We start from the raw sequence: 16786 nt of genomic DNA on the forward strand, positions 1-16786 counted from the left end.
CAGGGATCGCCCTCGGCGCGAACGGTTATGTTACGCGCCGGGCCGGGCCGCGTCAATGGAAAAATGAAAGAACGCCGTTATAGTTTTTTGCCTCAGGGCTTTTTCAGCCGGAACCGCAGATGACATCCAACGAATGAAATATGGATACGATTTCACATTGCCGCACGATGCGCAAAAGGCAGTCATTCTCGTAGAAACACAAGCGAATCGGGTGCGGACGATGCCGCATCGAAACGATACCCAAGGGCATCGAAGGCCGTAAGCTCTAAAGGATCGGAGATGCGCCTGGATGCCATGAATCGCACCATCTCGCCGCGCGCCATCTTGCACCGCACGCCTTTCTGAACGAACTTGCCTTCATTCCCGACCTCGGCGAACATGCAGTTCACCAACCTGTCGCGGGGCGACAGGAAGCGCTCGACGACACGTGAGTACTCCTTTGAAGCCAGGTTCACGATCGTGCAGCCGCATGCGTCGGGCGAAGGCGCTTCTCTCCGAGCATCCTGCGAACGCCCAAATCTTTCCAGCTCGGACAGCCGTGACGAACGTTCCGATTCGCTCGGATCCTGCCCGACGGACGCCTTCGAGCCCGAAGGCTTGGACCCAGCCGTACTGGCGGGAATAGGAAGTGCGACAGACGCCTTTGCGCCCGAGGAGTCGGGGCACGGCGGCGCTTCGCCGACGACCATGCGATACGGCTTATCCGCCCAGAAATCGTACAGGTCGCACGTTCCGTCGATGCGGGCCTTCGCACCCATCTCGAGGCGATACGGCACGATGCCGTCGAGCGGGCGCAGCGCCCCGTAGAGCCCCGAAAGAATGACAAGATGCTCCTGAACGTACGCAAGCTCGTCTTCGTCGAACACCGCGGGAGCCATATGCTTGAACGCGATGCCGTCGTACGCGAGGATCGCGGGCGTGAGGTTGCGCCCCGGAATCGAGGCATGGACGATATCGTAGCTCTCACGCGCAAGCGCGTCGCTGCATTTCCAAAGAGCCTGGGCCTCGTCGAGCGTCAGCCCACGCAACCAGGAAAGGATGCGGCGCGCCTGGCGTTCATAGAGAGGCACGGTCGTGCATGCCAGCGCGTCCGATCGCTTCATCTGCTTCGTCGGAGATACGATTATCTTCAAGCAGGATGCCTCATGACCCGAATCCACGTAGACGACCTCCCTTCATTCATCTCTGCCCATGCAGCCGCATACGGCGGATGCACCACAGAACGGATGCCGCCCGCGCAGAATGCGCGCATCGTGCTCCGACCCCGCACGGCGTCGGATCGAGAACGGCAGGTCCTCGAAAACACGCATCATCTACGAGGATCTGCCGTCGATCAGATCGAAGAGCTCCTGACGCGAGCGGACGCCCGGCTTCCTGCAGATACTCTTGCAATGGTACTTGACCGTGTTGTCCGCAATGCAGAGATTTTCGGCGATATAGGGCACACTGCAGCGCAGAGGCTGCAGCGTGCCGCCTTCGGCTTCTCCGCGCATGCGACGCGTTGCATGGAGGTCGGGGGCTATCGGTCCTCCGCGCCTTCGCCGGATGCGACGGATCCATCCGTCGCATCAGCGGCGTGATCTTCAGAACCGGAAGCCTTCTCGCCTTTGCCGTCCATCGTGTCGGACGCATCGCTGCGCGGGCCCGCAGCGGCATTGCCCGAACGTTTGCCGGGCTCGTCGGCGCCGCCGATGTCTTCGGATGAACCATCGGATGCGGATGCCGCATCGTTCGAATCGGATGTCGTCTCCTCGAGGCCGGCCGTGCCCGCTGCAGGATTTCCGCCCGCATCGTCTGCGACGTGTTCATCGTTCGCCGGCGCCTTCGCGCCCATGTCCTTGAACACATAGGCCTTGCCGTGGATGACGACCGTTCCATCAGGGTTGAACTTCATGCTGCTCAAAGGCGCGGCCGGAAGCTCGAACAGACGATGCGTGAACTCGTCGGCGGTCATGCCGTACATGGCGCTGTACTCGGCGATGAGCTCCTCGTCGCTCTTCTGGCTTCCGCCTCCTTCGAACTGCTCGACCGTGATATCGGGATGCGCGGCGCTCGGATCGTTGAAGACGACCTTGGTGAATCCGTCGTCGTAATACAGAACCCAATAGGAGCTCTGCTTCACGATGCGCACGACCTTCTTCTCATGCTGGGTTCCGGGCTTCTCTTCGCCTTCCCCAGGATTCTGGGCACCGGGTTCTTCCCCGTGCATTCCGGAATCGGCCTCTCCGCCCGGATTGTCGGAAGCGGCGCCGGCGTTCTCGCCCCAATCCTCCTTGTCCTTGGGCCGCGCTTCGGGATGCAGCACGAGGTATTTGAGCGTCGCGACCACATCGCGGGCGGAATAGCCGTGGAACTCGTTGAACGGCGGCTTCGAGAGCTGGATGATGGTCTCGATGGACGCATAGTGGAAGTGGTTCTGATGCGGGATGACGAAGCGTTGGTTTTCTCGATCGAACCTGGTCGTGTACGTCACATTCCCGTACGTGATGTATTCGAGGGGCACGATGAGCTTGGCTTCGACGTCGTCGTAGGTGAACTTCTCATTTTCGTCCAAAGGTTTGAAGGCGTGGCCGTGGTTCGCGTCGTAGTCTTCGATCTTGATATTCGGATACAGCGCGCTCGGATCGTCGTGAGTGACGCTTTCCGTTCCATCGGCATGATGGATATGCCAATGGTCCTCATGCTTCTCGATGCGCACGACGCGTTTGGGATCGTTGGGATCCTGCTCGGCGGGCTTGGCGGGCTTTTCAGGCCGCGCTTGACCGCCTCCTCCGTGGCTGCCCTGGTATTCGCCGATCGCGATGTTGGGGAAGGCGCTGCGCGGATCGTCGTAGGTGATGTATTCGGTACCGTCGGCCGTATAGGCATGGTAGTGATCGGCATGCTTCAGAATCTTGACAATGGGCTTGCGAGCCAGCTCGCGGATGCTGACGACCCGCACGAAATCGAGCCCGGGAGCGGACGGCTCGTAGCTGCTGCCGCCCCCGCCATTACCGCCGGGAACGTACGGGGCATATCCGCCGTCGTCATCGTCGGCGTCGGAGGCCGCATGGCTGGAAGACGAGTGCCAGCCGTGATCGGCATGGCTTCCCGTATAGGTGCCGATGCCGATATGGGGATACAGGGAGCTCGGATCGCTGTACGTGATGAATTCCCGTCCGTCGGCGGTGTAGATGTGGTAGTGGTCGCCATGCTTCAGGATGCGCACGACATCGTTGCCGTTGACGCGGCGCAGCTCGTCGGCAGATACGACCTTCGCGGTGTTGGTCAGGTCGGATGCACTCGTGGCTTTCGTGGGATCGGTATACGTGATGATCTCGCGTCCGTCTTTCGTGAAGACGTGCCAATGGTCGCCATGCTTGACGATCTTGACGATTTCGTCGGACGATACTTCAGCGTCTATCAGGACCTCGGTCGTATCGTCGACCGCATAGGCTGCCGGCTTCTCCGGAACGGCGGCAGGCCGAGGATCGCTCGGTGCCGGGGCTTCGTCGGCCGCCGTCCTTTCCGTCAGGCCTGCCGCGAAGACGGCGCCGATCGCAAGCGACGCGGCAAGCACGCACGCCAACGCCGCTCCTGTTTTCTTTCTCATGTGAAAAGCTCCTTATCGAACCATCGCGCCATACGCAGGAGGCGCGAACCCGAACCGTAAACCGCATGCGCCGCCCGATGCGGCATGCATTACTCGAACGACCGCATCAACGCCTCCAGATTCAGCTCCATGAGCTTCAGGTAGCCCATGTCCGCCTCCTCTTCCGTCAGGCTTTCCATCGTGTACAGCGTGTCGGTCTTCGTTCCCGTGTTCTCGGCAAGCGTCTCGGCCACCTTGGGCGTCGCCTTGCCTTCAAAGAAGATGGTGCGGATGCCGTGCTGCGTGACGTAGTCGGCGATGGTGGCAAGCTGGCTTGCGGACGGCTCGTCCTCGGGCGAGATGCCCGTGACGGCGACCTGCGTGAGACCGTAGTCGTTCGCAAGGTAGTTGAACGCGGCGTGCGACACCACGAAACGTTTCTTATCGGGATCGACCTTCGAAAGCTTGTCTTCGAACTTCTCGTCGAGCGCCTTGAAATCGGCCTGCGCGGCTTCGAGGTTCGCACGGTAGTAGGGCTCGTTCCCAGGATCCATCGCGCTCAGCTTCTGGTAGATGGTATCGAGTTCCACCTGCGCGTTCTTCACGCTCAGCCAGGTATGCGGGTTCACGCTCGAGCGATCGCCCAGATCGGCGTCCTTGCTCTCGAGCAGCGTAAGCCCTTGGGACAGGTCGAGGAACCTGTCTTCGTCTTCCGCCGCATCCTTCAGGCCGTCGATGAAGCCCTCCATGCCGGCGCCGTTGTAGACGATCAGATCCGCTTGGGAGATCTTCGCCATCTCATCGGCCTGAAGCTCGAAATCATGCGGTTCCTGATTGCCCTTGATGACGGTGCGCACGTCCATCTTGTCTCCCGCGATGCGCTTCGTCAGATCGTACACGGGAAAGAACGTGGCGTAGACGACCGGCTTGTCCTGGGCCGCCTCCTTCCCGCCATCGTTCGCAGCCCCAGCTCCGCATGAGCAGAGCGCGCATGCGATCACGCCCGCGACCAGAGCCGACACCACCTTCTTCGCTGCATTCCCCAACACGTCTTCTCCTTGCTCCTTTCGTGCTGTAAAACGAATTTGAATATCGTTTTCAATTTATAACCCGCAGAACGTACCACGTCTCTCACGAATAGTCATCACCCGATATGAAAAAACCGCCCGGAGGTTATCCGGGCGGCGTACGCGAATCTCCTAGCCCAAGGCCTCTGCCGTCGCTACAGCTCTCCGTGCCATAGGGCGAGGCGCTCGTAGAGAATGCGCGTCGAATCCTCGTAGGCCGCGGCACCGGCCTCGGAGGTTCCTCCGAGCATGATGTCCCATCCCGATCCAAGCCCCTCAAGATCGGGCGAGAACGCATGGCCGGCACCGGGATAGACGTGCGCCTCGAAGCGTTCCGACTGTGCTGCCAGGCCCTCCGCCGCAACCTCGCTTTGCCACATGGCATCCTCGTCGCCGGCGAAGAACAGGGCGTTGCCTGTGAACCCCGAGAGGTCTATCAATGTATTCTCGTCGGCATTCGCGGCGGCCGTTTCGTAACACGCGCGATACGAGGGAGGATAGCCGGTGGCAAGATCCCACAGAAGAAGGGCCGTGATGCCGGCGTCGGCATTCCTCTGCGACACGAAGGGCACGGGATCGCCTTGATAGGTGAAGCTCGGAAGCTCCTCTGAATTCTTATAATCCAAGCCGAAGTAACTATGATCGGCCGGAGCGAAGTTGACGAGGTTGTCGATCGCGAAGCCGTGCGCAACGAGCTCGGCGCTGAATTCCGCTCCCTTCGACGAACCTACCACGGTGATGGGCCTCGGATGGTCTATGGAACCTTCGATATATGCCTCGACTTCGTTAAATTGCTCGAGCGGAACGTTCGCGAGCGTAGAGGCCTGGCCCTCCTGGCCCCAGAAGTAAAGCGCAATCACTTCATAGCCCTGCGCGCAAATCGCCTCCGCCTGGTCATAGGCCGGCGACCCTTCGGAACCGCCATAGACGACGACGGTGCCGGGATGCGTGCGCCGCTCGGGGATGAAATGGAACCCCTTGAGGTAATCGCCCTCGATCGCCCTGATTCCGTCGTTCGTCTCGTACGAGGCTTCCGCACCCATTGCGGCGATATTGCCCATAACCGTATACATAGAAGCGTTATGCCAGCGCAACCCGGCGATTGCGATTATGATGAGCACCACGGCGAAGATGATGGCGCCCATCGCTCGAAGCAGCATCACCTTGACCTTGCCCGTAGACCTTGCCTTTCCCATGACATCCTACCTTTCTCCGCCGCTTCGATAACGCGCGAGCGCTTCGTCCAACGCGCGACGGGCATGCTTTTCCTTGAAATGGAACAAGACGCTCAAGAACACCAGAACAACCAGGAAGACGACCGTGAACGTGGCCCATGAGACGACGTTTCCGATGGGGAACCATCCTGCCAGGATCGCGATTGCGGCGAACACGGTATACAGGCTTATCCCGAAGAGAATCGTACGCAGGACGTATCCCATCCGCTTGATGACCGCAGAGGTGAAGAACACGAATTGCAGCCCTGCTGAGATAACGCACGCGCCGAGCGTCCCCCAGCCATACATGATGCCCGGCCGAGCCTCTTCGTCGCCGAAGACGAACCCGAGTGCCAGGCCTGTAGTCATGAAGATCGTGAAGAGCACGCATACCATGATCAGGAATGTCTTGACATGCTGTTTCGGCGTTTCTTCCTCATACCCTACCATATCGTCGCGATTCATGGCGCATTCCTTCCCATCGAGGCCGGCTAGCGCAGGCCGAGCTTATGCTTGATATCGGATGCATATTGACGCGATATCACGACGTCCTCCCCGTTCTCGAGCGTTGCAAGGAGGCGACCATTGATATCGGGTCTTAGCGCCTTGATGCATCCGAAATTCACGACGCACGACCGCGAGACGCGCAGGAAGTCGCATGCGCGAAGGCGCTCCTCGACCTCGTAGAGCGGCATCCCCACGTCGAGCACGCCTTGCTCCATGTAGGCGAACGTCTTCTTGTCCACCGACTCGACGTAGAGCACCTCCGCCGCCGCCGCGACGCGGGTGCGCCCATCCTCATCGACGCCGGTGATCTTGCTATCGCGCAGGCGCAGGCGCGTCACGATGCCGGCCACCTGCTCGTCGATCGCAGGGCAGCGAATCGACACCTCCACGTCTTGAAGACCCTCGTCTTCGATGATGGTTATCTTCATGGTCCGTCCTTCGTGCCGGTTTCCTTCAGACCGAGCGTTCCTTACGTTAAGGAGCATACGCCATGGCATCACCCGACCGCACGATGGCGAACCAAGGTGCATCCTGCGCATCCTAAGGCGCGCGAATCGACGATGGCATGCCGAAGACGCGATTCTTCCGTGCTATCATTCGTGGCCTGCACGCATGATTCCGCCTACAGCGAAAGGGGGTTCTTTTGGTTCGCGAGGTACTGGAAGAGAACCCCGCCGTCGGGTTTCGCCTCGCAGCCTTCCCCTGCTTCTCCCTCGCGTTCTTCGGCATCGGCTTGACGAGGCTTTGGTATCAATACAACCTCTATAACCTGCATTTCTCCGCAGACTCGGGCATCGCCACCGTCGCCGCGAACCTCATTCGCGTCGGCGTCATCGTCGTTTTGCTCGTTATCGCGCGGAAGGCGGAGCTTTCGCAGAGAGCGAGGCGGATCCTCGTCTGGGGATCGATGGTCCTCATGACGCTCGCAAGCCTCTGCTACTTCGTCGAGCTGCATGTCGGAACGACCTCGTTCGAGTATCTGCGCTACGTATTCACAGGATTGGGCCTCGTCTGGGGCGCAGGCATGTGGATGGATTTCTTCGACAGGCTGAAACCTTCCGAGGCGCTGCTGTACTGCGCGGGAGGACTCGCGCTCTCCTGTCTGCTCTCGCTTGTCGCAGGCTACCTCACGACCGACGTCTTCGCGCTGTTCAATCTCTTCTTGCCGGCGCTCTGCGTGCTGGCTTGGCTCAGGGCCATGAAGGTGCTCGATCTCAGGGGCGATGCATCGCGCGCCCATCGTCCCTTCGACATGCTCTTCGAAGGGACCGAGAAAAGAGGCGTCGCGCAGATCGTGGCATCCCTCATGCTGTTCGCCTTCGCATTGGGCATGGGGCTCGGATACCCCGACGGCAGCCTGAGAGAGCTGAGCCAGACGATCCGCAGCGTTCACCAGCTGCTCGTGGTCGCAGCCGTCGCCCTGCTGCTGCGGTGGGCGCTCGTCAGGAAAGGCCGTTTCACGTTCACCGCCTTCTGGTGGTTTATAAACGTGCTTATGATATTCAGCATCCTGCTGCTCATGAGCGATTGGGGTCCTTCGATCGACGCGAGCGCGTTCCTCCTCACGAACGCGATCAGCTTCTTCTACAGCTTCGTCTTCTTCACCTGCTATATGATCGGGCGGCATTCCGCGCGGCATCCCATGTACCTGCTGGGCATCGCCTACGGCGGAACGCTTCTGACGATGTCGCTCGGGCGCATCCTGGGATATGCGACCTACCAGATGCTGAGCGATTCGCTCCCCGTCGTGATAACCATGTCGATCGTGGTCGTCGCGGAGATGGTCATGGCGCTTCGCCCCGACATGCTGCACGGACGCGAGCTGTTCGGCACGAAGGAAGAATGGTCTTGGGATACGGGCGGACGCGCCTCGATCGAACGCGACGGGAATGGGCATGAAGACGCGGACGTCAAGGACGTGCGCGCACGGAGCGGAAACGACGGCATGGGCGTTCCCGTCGAGAAGAGTTTCGACGGGTCTCGGCCGCAGATCGCGGGGTTCGCCGATAGATTCGGGCTATCGGACACGGAAAGGCGCATCGTGACGCTGATGTCCCACGGCCGAAGCCGGAAGATCATCGCGTCGACGCTCGGGTATTCCCAGAACACCATCAGAAACTACACCCGCAACATCTACGCGAAGGCCGGCGTGCATTCCAAGCAGGAGCTTCTCGATCTTCTGGATCCGGAAACCAGCGTATGACCGCACGGCAGCGGGCTGAGATGCGATTCTTCGTGTCTCGAGCTGCATGAATCGACGGCAATACGCCGACAATGCATCCATGCGAGAGGAACGAAGATCCAAGCCGGAGGTTCATCGCGGCATGCAAACCCCGCGCATCGAGAAAAGACGATGCGCGGGGACCGAATCAAGCGAATGCCGCCGATTTCGATGCGCCTCTCTGCGATCTTGGACGTACGTGCCCGTGATGCCGCGCGCCTAGGCGGTCGTGCCGGCGTATTCCGCGGCGTTCTTGCCCGCGTTGCGGCCGAAGGTCATGCAGTCGCAGATGGCGTTGCCGCCCAAGCGGTTCGAACCGTGGATGCCGCCGGTGCATTCGCCGCAGGCATACAGCCCTGCGATGGGATTGCCGCCGTCGTCGACCGCCTGGGATTCGACGTTGATCTTGATGCCGCCCATCGTATGGTGCACGGTCGGCACCTTCCTGCAAGCGTACCAGGGCCCTTCGGTCATCTGGGCGTCGGCCGTGTTGTCGGCCTTGAAGCCGAACTCGTCTTCCTGCGAGCCGTCGACGATGGCGTTGTAGGCGTCGATGGACGCCTTGAGCTTCGCGGGATCCATGCCCGTCGCCGCGGCAAGCTCCTCGAGCGTGTCGGCTGCGACGATATGCTTCTGGGCAAGCATGTTCTCGATGGTGGCACCGTTGCGGTCGGGCGTGGTCGGCGAAGGATAGCGCAGGACGTTCACGACGACCCAGTACGTCGATTCGGGCTGGGCGAAGATGGCCTTGCAGAGCGCGTCGCGCGCCGCGCCTTCGCTCACGAACCGGTCTCCATCCTTGTTGACGAAGATACGATTGCGCCCTGACGTGCGAATATCCTCCATCAGGCCTGTACCGGGCGTTCCGCATGGATGCAGCTGGATGTCGGCTAGGCCGGTAAGCGCGGCCCCTGCCCCCTCGGCAAGCTTCAGGCCGTCGCCCTGCGCGCAGGGTTTGATATTGGTGCAGCCGATGCGGTCGTCGAGCACGACGTCCTTCCAAACCCCCGTATTGACCTCCTGGCGATACGCGACATTCGCTCCGAAACCGCCCGTCGCGATGACGACCGCAGGAGCCTTCACGGTGACCTCCTTGCCGCCGCGATGCAGGCCCGCAACGCCCGTCACGGCACCGCTCGCATCGGTGACGAGGGTCTGGGCGGCCGTCTCGTCGACGATCTGCACCGTGGCGCCGGTGTCTTCGATGTAGCGCTGGAACGCCCGGATATACGCATTGCCGTACGGGGTTGCCGGATAGTGGCTGCGCTGGCCGAGCGAGCCGGTGGCCGAACCGACCTCGTCTTTGAAGCGGACTCCGACCGATTCCATCCAATGGACCGAATCGAGCGCATTGTCCGTAAGGAAATGGACGAGCTCGGGGGTTCCTTCGTTATGCCCTCCTTCGAGGGTGGCTTCATAGAAGGTCTCGACCGAATCCTCGATGCCCTGCTTCTCCTGACGTTCGGGATCGACGGCGTTCAGAGCGCCTTCCGAGACGTTGGTCGATCCGCCGAGGATGCCGCATTTCTCCATGACGACGACGCGCGCGCCGGCCTGGGCGGCGGAAATGGCTGCGGCGAGGCCCGCCCCGCCTCCGCCGACGACGCAGACGTCGGCCTCGTATTCATCCATGACGTCGTCGACCGGACCGGCCGCGGCCTCGAGCTCGGACGTGTCTCCGGCCTGCGACGCGCAATCCTTGACGCCCTGCAGGAGGGCCGCGCTCGTGATGCTCGCGCCCGTGACGGCATCGCATGCAAGCGACTGCGATTTCACGATCGCGTGGGAAAGCGTCCCGATCGCGCTTTTGCCCACGCCGAGCGATTCCTGGCTGCCCGAGGCGTCGATGTCGCCCAACGCATGCTTCGTGAAGCTCACCTTCACCGTGAACGGAGCGTTATGTCCGCTCACCTCCGCCGTATAGTCGCCCGGAACATACCCTTCGAACCCGCCGGCGCCGGATGTTCCGCATCCGGCCGCGAGACCCATGGCGCCGGCCGCGCCGACGAGCGCCGACCCTTTCAAGAACGAACGCCTGCTGTACTCTGCCATGCTTTATCCCTTCCCTTCGAAGAAAACCGGTCCGTCGTCGCGATGCGCGAAGCGGCGGACAGACGCCCGGGATTCCCTCCGCCCGAACGCATGCCCTCGAAGGTAGCGGCGTCATGCGGGAAGAAACAGGCCCAAAGAGGCCCTTCCCTTCGTCCAAAATGTACCTTCTTGGTATTTTCCCTGATTGAAACGTCCCATCGAAACCCTGACGCGCGATCGGCGCAGCGGACGCCGACGCGCGCATCGTGATAGGATGCCTTCATCGGCCCTCGTACGAGAAGGTGGTTCCATGCTCATCGTTTTCATCATCTTCGCCGTCATCGCGGCCTTCGCTGCGATCCTGCTCGTCAACGCCGCGCGCGTGAAGCCCACGCCCGCGCGCCATACGCTGCCGCCGACCACGGCGCGCGGCTCGGATGCGGCGGTCGAACGCTTCCGCGAGATGCTGCGCATCCCCACCGTATGGGATCGCGAGAACCCGCACGCCGACCACGAGCCCTTCGATCGGTTCGTTCCGCGCATGCGCGAGCTGTATCCGCGCGTCTTCGGGCAGCTCGAGCTCGAGATGGTCAACACCTACGGCATCCTGCTCGCATGGAAAGGCACCGATCCCGAGCTCGCCCCCGTGGTGCTCATGGCCCACCATGACGTGGTCTCCGCCGATCCGGCCGGCTGGACGCACGATCCCTTCGCCGCCGACATAGAGGACGGGCGCATCTGGGCACGCGGTTCGGTCGACAACAAGGCGCTTCTCGCCTGCCTCTACGAGTCGACCGAGATGTTGCTGTCCGAGGGTCACGTCCCGAAACGCACCATCTATCTCTGGTCGTCGAACTGCGAGGAAGACAATGGCGACACCACGCCCCTCGTCGTCGAGCTCTTCAAGGAACGCGGCATCCATCCCGCCCTGGTGCTGGACGAGGGCGGCGCCGTCATCGACAATGCGCCGCTGGGCGTGGAGAACGAGTTCGCCATCGTCGGCTTGTCGGAAAAAGGCATCCTGAACGCCTTCATCACCGTGGAGGCGGATGGCGGGCATGCCTCGACGCCTTCGCCGAACGACTCGACGGCACGGCTCGTGGCGGGGCTGAACCGCATCCGGACGAACCCGCACCCCTTCCGCATGTCGTCCGTGCTCGATGCCATGCTGCGCGAGCTCGCAGCTTATGCAGGCTTCGGATACAGGCTCGTCTTCGGCAATCTCTGGCTCTTCCGACCCCTGGTCGTGCACATGCTGAAAAACGATCCTGAAACCGCCGCCATGCTGCATACGACGACCGCCATCACCGAGCTTGAAGGGGCGCCCGCCGCGAACATCATTCCCCGCCGGGCGAACGCGACGGTGAACATGCGCATCGATCCGCGCGACACGCCCGAGGCGGCGCTCGCGCGCGTCCGGGAAGCCTTCGAAGGCGACGTCGCCATCCGCACGCGCGACGGCATCGCGCCTTCGCCGATATCGCCCGGTCCGGGAGACGCAGCCTACGAGTACATCCGCGACATCGTGCATGCGGCCTACCCCGATGCCGGTATGGCTCCTTACGTCCAGGTCAGCAGTTCGGATGCCCGGCATTTCCATCGCGCGTTCCCGCGCGTCTACCGGTTCGCGGGCATACTGTTCCGCGGCGATCAGCGCACGCGCATCCATGGGCAGGACGAGAACCTCGACGTGGAAAGCTTCAAGCGCGGCGTCGGCTTCTACTACGAGTTCATCCGCAATCTGGATAGGTTCGGTGAATAGCATGCAAAGCGAATCGGCACGCGAGGAAAGGCCCGGCCGCAGACGTCCGTTCTTCGGCTGGTGGATCGTGGCGGGCGGGTTCCTGCTCATGGCCACCTGCTATACGGTCTTCGTGAACTGCATCCCCCTCTTCCAACCGCGCATCGTAGAGGACCTGGGCATACGCGTCGGACAGTTCAATACCGGCGTATCGCTCTGCACGGTGGTGGCCGTGTTCGCATCGCTTGCCATAGGGCGCCTCATCGATCTGACGGACGTGCGCATCCTCGGCACGTTCACCGTGCTCGTCGCCTTCGCGACGCTGCTCGGCTTCTCGGCGGCTACGCAGCTCTGGCACCTCTATGCGCTCTGCATCCTGGCCGGCATGGTGGTCGTGGCAGGCACGCGCCTGCTTGCGAGCGTGGTCATCGCGAACTGGTTCACGCTCAAGCGCGGGCTCGCCGTCTCGATCGCGCTGTCGGGTTCGGGCGTGGGCGGCGTGGTCCTCTCCCCCGTGACGACGATGCTCATCGAGCAGACCGGATGGCGCACCGCCTTCGTGACGCTCGCCTTCGTCTGCCTCGCGCTCGGGCTTCCCCTCGTGCTGGCATGCTTCCGCAATAAACCGAGCGACAAGGGGCTGGAACCCTACGGAGCCGGTCAGGTGGAGAAGACCAAGGTCGACCGCTCTCCCGATGCACCCGTACGCATCGCGCTCGGATGGAAGGCCCTGCGTCGCAGCGGCGCGTTCTGGATCATGGTCCTCGGCTTCGTGATGATGGGCATCGATAACGGCGCGATCATCACGAACTCGATCTCCAACATGACCTCCGTCAACCTGAACGGCGTCGACGTGGTGACGGGCGGTCACGATCCGCAATGGGCGGGAAACGTCTGGGCGTTCTATCTCGCCTGCGTCATCGCGTTCAAGATCCTGCTCGGACACATCTACGACCGCTGGGGCATGCGCGCAGGCACCGTTCTGGGCACGATCGCGTCGCTTGCCGCCGCCGTTGCCCTCTGCTTCCCGCAGACCGACGCCGGCCCCATCCTGGCCTGCCTGTTCTTCGGGTTCGGCACCTGCATGGGCACGGTGGCGCCGCCCATCCTCACGGTCAAGGAATTCGGCAAGGCCGACCTCGGCACCGTGGTCGGCATCGTCACCGCCTTCGAGATGTTCGGTGCGGCGGTCGGGGCCGTGGCGTCGGGCATGCTCTTCGATGCGTACCTCAGCTTCACTCCGGCCTGGATCATGGTCATGGGAGCGACCCTCGTCATGGGAGCGGCGCTTCTCTGGTCGATCCGCGCGTCGCGCAAACTCGTGAAACGTGCGACGGCCGAGGGCGCGCCGCTTCTCGTCGAAGGCGAAGGAAGGAACTGAAGCCGGAAGGACCGATCGGACGAGAAACCTGAGCCGGAGAGGAGCCGAGAACCCATGCGACGCACGACGACGGCCGCGCTGAAGCGCACGTTTTTATGCTTCACGCTCTGCCTCGCCCTCCTTGCCGCGGGGTGCGCATGGGGGCCTTCGCAGACGCAGGAGCCATCGCGCGAATACGGAGTGTTCCTCGGCATCAACGCGACCGATATGGAACGACTCGAAGGATACGACCTCGTCGTGATCGAACCCTCCGAATTCCAGGCGGAGCAGATCGAAGCGATGCATGCCGCCGGCCAGACGGTCTACGGCTACCTCAACATAGGGGCCATCGAGACATATCGGCCCTATTACGGCCGATTCCAGGGCATAACCCAAGGCGTCTACGAAGATTGGCCCGATGAGCGTTGGGTGGACGTGACATCGCCTGAATGGCAGGAATTCATCGTCGACGACCTGGGCAAGACATACGCCGACATGGGTCTGGACGGTTTCTTCCTGGACAATGCCGACGTCTATCATCACTACCCTTCGGAGGACGTGTTCGAAGGGCTGCGCCTCATCATGAAGGGGCTCAAGGAATACGGCCTGTCCCTTGTCGTCAACGGCGGCGACGACTTCGTCCTACGGTGCATCGACGAAGGCGCCGCACCGGGGCTCTTCGACGGAATCAACCAGGAAACGGTCTTCACCCGCATCGATTTCGAACAGGGAACCTACGGCGTGCAGACGAAGGAAGAAAACGCCTATTGGAAGGATTACCTCGCCACCGTCAAGGACAGCGGCCTTTCCGTCTACCTCTTGGAATACGGAGCCGACCGACGGCTTGCGAAGCGCATAGACGCATATTGCCGGGAACACGGCTTCCTCTGGTACGATGCGGAAGGCCTTGCGCTGCAGTAAGGATGTCGCCGAGACCCGGAGCGCAACCGCCCCCTTGTCGCCTACGCCTTTTCGGCGGGAATCGTCTTTATGGCGAAGACGAAATACAGCACGTGGATAACCCAGATCGCCCCGAGGATCATGCGCCCGATCGCAACGCCGTTCATAAGCACGAAGGCGACGCCCATCACAAGAGTCACGCTCGCCATGATGCTCAGCTTGGTCTTCATGGTCATGGACTTCGATCGCACGAAGCTCGCCAGATGCTTTTCATACAGGCTCGTCCCTAAAAACCAGGCATGCAGGCGCTCGGAACCTTTCGCGAAGCAGAACGCAGTCGCAAGGTAGAACGGCACGGTGGGAATGAACGGCAGGAAGATGCCGATCGTGCCCAGGGCGAGGCAGATCATCGCCAGTCCGACCCAGAACGCCTTGGTTAGCCTTCTCACGTCTCCCGCCTTCATCGTCCGATGACGCGTCCGGTGGACGCAGACACATTCAATAGATAGATGCGGGTAACTTTATCACAGCCCTTCGGTTTGCACCTGCGCCGCTGCGTTATGCGGACATTACAAAATATCCTATTGCTTTATGTTCGCTAAGGTAGTAGATTAGGACATAGCCTAATATTAGGATATATCGAAACCACGGAGGAACACGCCGGCAAAACAGAAGAGACGCGCCTCGTAATAAGGAACCATGACTGCGTTCAAGGAGAGGCAATGGAAGAGAAGAAGCTTGGGCTTTTTCCCCTTGTCGCCGCGATCCTTGCCGGCATGATCGGCTCGGGCGTATACGACATCGGGTATCAGCTGGCCTCGGTCGCCAGCCCCGGCGGCGCGATTCTTGCATGGATCATCTGCTTCGTAGGCATGCTGTTTCTGGTCCTTTCTCTGCAGAATCTTCTCGAGAAAGAACCGGAAGGCGACGGCATGTACATCTACGCGCGCAAGGTCGCAGGACCCATAGGCGAGTTCATGAGCGCTTGGGGCTATTGGGTGTCCGGCTGGATCGGCAACATCGCATTCGCAACCATCATGATGATCGCCCTGGGGACGTTCTTCCCCGCGCTCGGCGACACGGGAGCAAGCTGGCCCGCCATCGCCATCGCGTCGATCGTGCTCTGGGGAATCTTCTTCTTCATCAGGCAGGGCGTGGAAAGCGCGATGATGATCAACTCCATCATCACGATCCTTAAGATCGTGCCGCTTGCGGTGTTCGTCATCGTCACCGTCACGTCGTTCGATTTCAGCGTCTTCACGCAGGACTTCTGGACCAATTTCGCGGGCAATGCGGCCGCAGCGGGTGAAGGGTTCAGCTTGGAATCGGTCTTTTCCCAGGCCACGAATTCGATGCTCTCCATCATCTGGCTGTTCATGGGCATCGAATACGCGGCGCTGATGTCCAGCCGCGCGAAAAGCAAGTCCATCGCTTCCAAGGCGTCCATACTGGGTCTCCTCGTCGGCACGCTGCTTCTGTTCGTCATGTCGATGCTGCCCTACGGCCTCTACTCCGCAGACGAGCTGGTCGCCTTGGGAGAACCCTGCGTAGGAAAGGTTCTCGTGGACTTCATAGGCCCGGTTGGTGCAGGGTTCGTGGGAGGCGCGATGATCCTGTCCATCTTCGGCAGCTGGATCAACTACACCTACGGCCCCACCGAATCGCTGCAGACCCTTTCCGAGCACGGCCTGCTCACCGAACGCTGGGGCAGGAAGAACGCGCACGGCGTCGCATCGTTTTCGCTGCTCATCACGACGGTGCTGTGCCAGCTGCTGCTCATCACGATGCACTTCACGGAAGACGCGTATAACTTCGGTTTCAGCCTGTCCGGATCGGCCATCCTGGTCACCTGGACCTTCATCGTGCTCTATAACTTCGTGCGCGCCGTCAAGAACCCGCATGAGAAAGGCCGGACGAAAAACCTCGTTATCGGCGGCATCGGCACGCTGTACATGCTCTACGCGATGATGGTCTCGGGCTTCGCGTACATCCTGCTGCTCAGCATTCCGTTCGCGATCGGTCTGGGCTTCTATTTCAACGCCCGCAAGAAAGCCGGAGACGAGCACGTCTTCAGCGCCAAGGAGAAGATCGTCGTCGCTGCGGTGATCCTCGTGGCGATCGGAAGCGCCATCGCCTATGCCGCAGGCCTCGTATAGAACGAACGTCACGAACGA

Annotated in this window: 14 protein-coding genes; 5 read left to right on the forward strand and 9 right to left on the reverse strand. The window is 61.4% G+C overall.

Translation table 11 applies throughout. The features are described 5' to 3' along the window. Positions 1-182: 182 nt before the first annotated feature. From HMPREF1155_RS03940 to HMPREF1155_RS03970, 7 genes are all read right to left on the reverse strand, one after another. A complete protein-coding gene (locus HMPREF1155_RS03940) occupies positions 183-1160 on the reverse strand; it encodes a YaaA family protein (RefSeq protein WP_009077557.1) in 978 nt (325 codons plus the stop codon). A gap of 153 nt (positions 1161-1313) precedes the next feature. Continuing rightward, positions 1314-1493, reverse strand: a complete 180-nt coding sequence (locus HMPREF1155_RS03945) for a LuxR C-terminal-related transcriptional regulator (protein WP_009077573.1) — start codon at positions 1491-1493, stop codon at positions 1314-1316. A 26-nt stretch (positions 1494-1519) separates the two neighbouring features. Further along, positions 1520-3592, reverse strand: a complete 2073-nt coding sequence (locus HMPREF1155_RS03950) for a hypothetical protein (RefSeq protein WP_009077587.1) — start codon at positions 3590-3592, stop codon at positions 1520-1522. An 89-nt stretch (positions 3593-3681) separates the two neighbouring features. Further along, positions 3682-4620, reverse strand: coding sequence for a metal ABC transporter solute-binding protein, Zn/Mn family (locus HMPREF1155_RS03955; protein ID WP_009077598.1), 939 nt, complete (start codon positions 4618-4620; stop codon positions 3682-3684). A 173-nt stretch (positions 4621-4793) separates the two neighbouring features. Beyond that, positions 4794-5834, reverse strand: coding sequence for an acyl-CoA thioester hydrolase/BAAT C-terminal domain-containing protein (locus HMPREF1155_RS03960; protein ID WP_009077564.1), 1041 nt, complete (start codon positions 5832-5834; stop codon positions 4794-4796). A 6-nt stretch (positions 5835-5840) separates the two neighbouring features. After that, entirely contained in the window at positions 5841-6317 is a 477-nt protein-coding gene (locus HMPREF1155_RS03965; protein WP_009077602.1) for a DUF3021 family protein, read from the reverse strand. A 26-nt stretch (positions 6318-6343) separates the two neighbouring features. Continuing rightward, positions 6344-6787 carry a LytTR family DNA-binding domain-containing protein gene (locus HMPREF1155_RS03970; RefSeq protein ID WP_009077577.1) on the reverse strand — a complete coding sequence of 148 codons (444 nt, stop codon included), beginning with the start codon at positions 6785-6787 and terminating at the stop codon, positions 6344-6346. A 215-nt stretch (positions 6788-7002) separates the two neighbouring features. Here HMPREF1155_RS03970 and HMPREF1155_RS03975 point away from each other — a divergent pair, with 215 nt between their 5' ends. Beyond that, positions 7003-8562, forward strand: a complete 1560-nt coding sequence (locus tag HMPREF1155_RS03975) for a helix-turn-helix transcriptional regulator (RefSeq protein ID WP_009077585.1) — start codon at positions 7003-7005, stop codon at positions 8560-8562. Positions 8563-8799: 237 nt separating this feature from the next. Here HMPREF1155_RS03975 and HMPREF1155_RS03980 read toward each other — a convergent pair whose 3' ends face one another. Further along, a complete protein-coding gene (locus HMPREF1155_RS03980) occupies positions 8800-10632 on the reverse strand; it encodes a flavocytochrome c (protein ID WP_009077589.1) in 1833 nt (610 codons plus the stop codon). A 289-nt stretch (positions 10633-10921) separates the two neighbouring features. Between HMPREF1155_RS03980 and HMPREF1155_RS03985 the strand changes: the two genes are divergently transcribed. From HMPREF1155_RS03985 to HMPREF1155_RS03995, 3 genes are read left to right on the forward strand one after another with little or no spacing between them, the layout of a single operon-like run. Beyond that, positions 10922-12373: a M20/M25/M40 family metallo-hydrolase gene (locus HMPREF1155_RS03985; RefSeq protein WP_009077559.1), complete on the forward strand. Its 1452-nt coding sequence runs from the start codon at positions 10922-10924 to the stop codon at positions 12371-12373. Position 12374: 1 nt separating this feature from the next. Next, a complete protein-coding gene (locus tag HMPREF1155_RS03990) occupies positions 12375-13733 on the forward strand; it encodes an MFS transporter (protein WP_009077579.1) in 1359 nt (452 codons plus the stop codon). Positions 13734-13787: 54 nt separating this feature from the next. Then, entirely contained in the window at positions 13788-14633 is an 846-nt protein-coding gene (locus HMPREF1155_RS03995; RefSeq protein WP_009077567.1) for an endo alpha-1,4 polygalactosaminidase, read from the forward strand. Between the two features lie 41 nt (positions 14634-14674). Here the strand turns inward: HMPREF1155_RS03995 and HMPREF1155_RS04000 are convergent, their stop codons facing one another. Continuing rightward, positions 14675-15061: a YbaN family protein gene (locus tag HMPREF1155_RS04000; RefSeq protein WP_238319097.1), complete on the reverse strand. Its 387-nt coding sequence runs from the start codon at positions 15059-15061 to the stop codon at positions 14675-14677. A 273-nt stretch (positions 15062-15334) separates the two neighbouring features. Here HMPREF1155_RS04000 and HMPREF1155_RS04005 point away from each other — a divergent pair, with 273 nt between their 5' ends. Beyond that, a complete protein-coding gene (locus tag HMPREF1155_RS04005) occupies positions 15335-16768 on the forward strand; it encodes an amino acid permease (protein ID WP_009077581.1) in 1434 nt (477 codons plus the stop codon). Positions 16769-16786 lie beyond the last annotated feature (18 nt).

Source organism: Slackia sp. CM382, assembly GCF_000293015.1.
In the GTDB taxonomy this organism is placed as follows: Bacteria; Actinomycetota; Coriobacteriia; order Coriobacteriales; family Eggerthellaceae; genus Slackia; species Slackia exigua.